This window comes from Longimicrobium sp., from assembly GCF_036280135.1.
Taxonomy (GTDB): domain Bacteria; phylum Gemmatimonadota; class Gemmatimonadetes; order Longimicrobiales; family Longimicrobiaceae; genus Longimicrobium.
The window spans coordinates 1-3,163 of record NZ_DASURI010000127.1 but is presented as its reverse complement, the minus strand read 5'-3'; the positions used below and the strand labels follow the sequence as shown (position 1 = coordinate 3,163).

2 protein-coding genes and 1 pseudogene are annotated in these 3,163 nt (G+C 71.0%); all 3 read right to left on the bottom strand.

Annotation, left to right across the window (positions count from 1 at the left end):
* Positions 1-900 (bottom strand): annotated as a pseudogene (locus VFZ20_RS03955) (hypothetical protein); the annotation flags it as partial.
* A gap of 514 nt (positions 901-1,414) precedes the next feature.
* The gene (locus tag VFZ20_RS03950) at positions 1,415-2,215 is read right to left on the bottom strand and encodes a hypothetical protein (protein WP_329682528.1); all 801 of its coding nucleotides are present in this window, start codon (positions 2,213-2,215) and stop codon (positions 1,415-1,417) included.
* A gap of 294 nt (positions 2,216-2,509) precedes the next feature.
* A partial coding sequence (locus tag VFZ20_RS03945; protein ID WP_329682527.1) for a DUF4390 domain-containing protein occupies positions 2,510-3,163 on the bottom strand: 654 nt, incomplete at its 5' end.

The window sequence follows — 3,163 nt, the reverse complement described above, 5'->3', positions numbered from 1 at the left end:
CTCGGCGTTGGTCTTGGAGACCATCAGCACGGGCCCGTTCACCACGCGCTCCCGCAGCTCCGGGTGCATGGCGCCCAGCGACACGGGCTGGCGGTACGCGGACGAGCCCTCGTCGCGCAGGATGCCCAGCCCGGACCGCGGCTCCACGGCCACGCGGGCGTCGTCGCCGTCGCCCTGGATGGCGTACTCGCGGTAGCCCAGGAAGACGAAGTTGCCGTGTCCCAGCCAGCGAAGGAACTGCGCCTCCTCGCGGAACTCCGCCTCGCGCTGCGGCAGGCGGGCGGCGTGCTCCTCCAGCACGCGCGCCTCGAGCTCCAGCCGCTGCAGCATGGCGTCGAAGTCACTCGTGGCCTCCACCACGTCCGACAGCGAGCGCGCCACCTCCTGGCGGATGGCCTCGCGCTGGGCGGGGTCGTTCACGCGCGCCACCTCGGCGTGCGTGAGCGCCTCCAGGGTCCCCTCGTCGCCGCCCACGCCCACGATCTCGCCGGCCGCGTCGCGGCGCACGCGCAGCACGGGGTAGACGTAGTGGTGGATGTGCAGCCCCTCGCTCTCCAGGTACTCGCGGATGGTGTCCACGATGAAGGGGCGGTCGCCCACCTCGGCGCGCACGACGGTGGCGCCGGCGCTCCACCCCTCGTCCTCGGGGTTCACGACCTCCACGTTCACCTGGTCGGGCCGGGCGCGGCGCAGGAACTCCCACGCGCCCAGGGTCATGGCCGCCAGCTGGTCGGGGCCGCGCTCTTCCAGAAGGTGGCGTGGGGCCTTGGCAAAGAAGGCCCGGGCGAACTCGCACAGGAGGGCCTCGTCGGCCCGGCCCAGGCGGGTAAGGTGCTCGCACAGCTCGTCCACCGTCACCGCGCGGGGTGCGGGGGCGAGCGTCGGTTGCAGAGTGCTCATGCGTGCGTTGCGACTGTGCTCGGCGGATAAGTAAACGGCTACGACGTCTCCGGCGTAGCCGGGCAATGTAACCCGCCCGTCCGCGTTTGGCACGTCATTGAGCAAAGTTGGTGATGCGGGCGGTAAACTGCGTGGCGGGGCGCGGAGAACGACATCGTGGGCGCCGGGTTTCGTGCCGATGGACGGAATGTCTCTCGCCCGCCGAGGGCCCCCTCCCCCCGGTCCCCTGCCCCCGCTTCGCGGGGGAGGGGGAGAACTGCGGTTCGACATTCGGATCGCCCGCGCCGAAGCGACCCGCCCCTCTCCCGGCCTCTCCCCGCTCGTTCCTCGCGGAGAGGGGAGAACCCAGTCCCAGCACGAGCTCGCCTCCGCACGCGGAACCGTCCCCACGCAAAACCCCTCCCCCGAAGTTGGGGGAGGGGTCGGCCGCCGTTGCGAGGAACGAGCAAAAAGGCGGTCGGGGGAGAGGGCCCCCCGTCGCGCAGCGACGGGGACGACGGAGGATGCCGATCCGTCAGCTGGCCAGCGGAACCCTCAGGACCATGAGCACGGTGAGGAGGAGGATCGCCAGCGCCAGGACCCCCACACCCGCCACCAGCTGTGCCAGGAGCACCCGGCGGCGCGACATCCCGTACAGCCGGCGCATGACGGTGAGCGGAATTCCGAAGATGACGTACAGCGCCAGCAGGCTGATTGCCGGGGCGAGCGGGGGAAAGGCGGTGGACAGCGTCGTGAGCACGGCGCTGAAGCCCGTGGTGTACGCGCTGATGATGGCGACTTCCTCGGTGGAGATGCGCCGGCCGCTCGTCCACCGGAACACCATGCTGTAGATGGCGAAGGTCGCGACGGCGAGCAGCAGCACCAGCTCGTTGTTGAAGTCGTCGTCCAGCCCCGCGATCAGCTGGCCCGTCTGCACGCCCAGGATCTTCCCGAGCAGGATGGACGTGACGAAGCTGAGCGCGTAGTACGTCACCGGGCGCTGCGCGAGCCCGCGGGGCAGGGCCTGGGGCGCGGGCTCGGGGAAGACGTGCCTGGCGCGCGTGGCGGGGCGGGCCAGCACGGTGGCGAAGAAGCGCAGGGGATGCGCGACCATGTGCCACGTGGTGGTGAGGTACTCCCTGGCGTCGTTCAGCCGGTCGACCACCAGCATCTCCCACACGTCGTGGGCGACGGTGCGATGCTCGTCCTCCACCAGCTCCTTGCCGCAGGCGCTGCAGTAGGTGCCGCTGTCCATGTGCCCGCAGTGCGCGCAGGCAACGAGCTCCGGCGCGGGGAGGGCCGCGGCGGCGTGAGGCGTGGGGCTGATGTCGGTCATGGGGAGAGAACCGCGGGTGAACGACGGCGGGCGGAAGGCACCAAGGGATAGCAGCCAAACACGCGTTCCCGCAAGATCCTGGGCGTGAGAAAAACAGAAAACTACATTCTCACGCAGAGCCGCAGAGGACGCAGAGTACCCCATTCCTTGCCCTTTCCAGGCATCCTCGCGTGAGATCGATTCTTCCGCTTTCTCTGGATGACGGCATCACGGCAACGTGCCAGAATCCGCACAGCACCGGGGTACTCTGTGTCCTCTGCGGCTCTGCGTGAGAAAAGCAGTTGCCGTTGCCGTTCAGCGCAGGCCAAAGATGGGCGTGCGGGCCTCGTAGCGCCGCGTGGGGAGGCCAAGAAGGCGCACGAAGAAGCGGCGCACGCCCCGCTCCACGGCGCGCCCCACGGGCTGCTCGCCCGCCACGGCCGGGCGCGCCTCGCCGCGCAGCCACTGGCGCAGCTCGTCCATGTCGCTCTCCGAGAGCGTTTCCACGCTCAGCCGCACCAGGTAGTAGAACCGCCCGCCCGTCTCGGGACGCACGGTGGGCTGCAAGGCCTGCTGCAGCGCCGCCTCGGCCGCCTGGAGGGTGGAGTAGCGCCGCTGCACCCGCCCGTCCTCCAGCGTGTAGCCCTCGCCCAGGGGCGCGCGCAGCAGGGCCCGCGAGATCTGCTGCGCGCCGGCCAGCTGGTCGAACGGGTCGGCCTTGCGCCACAGCTCCACCCGGAACTGAAAGCGCAGGGGCAAACCGTTCTGCAGCGCCTCGCGCAGGGCCCGGTCGCGCAGCAGCCCATCCACCCGCACGGCGGCGCGCCACTGCGCCTGCGGGCCGCCCACCGCAACGGTGAGCGGCCGCCGGGCCTGCGCGTCCGCCGGCGCCGCCGACAGCAGCAGCGCCGCGAGCCAGGGCAGAAAGGAGAGGCGCGCGATCCGTATCAAAACCGCGGGGCCAGCCGG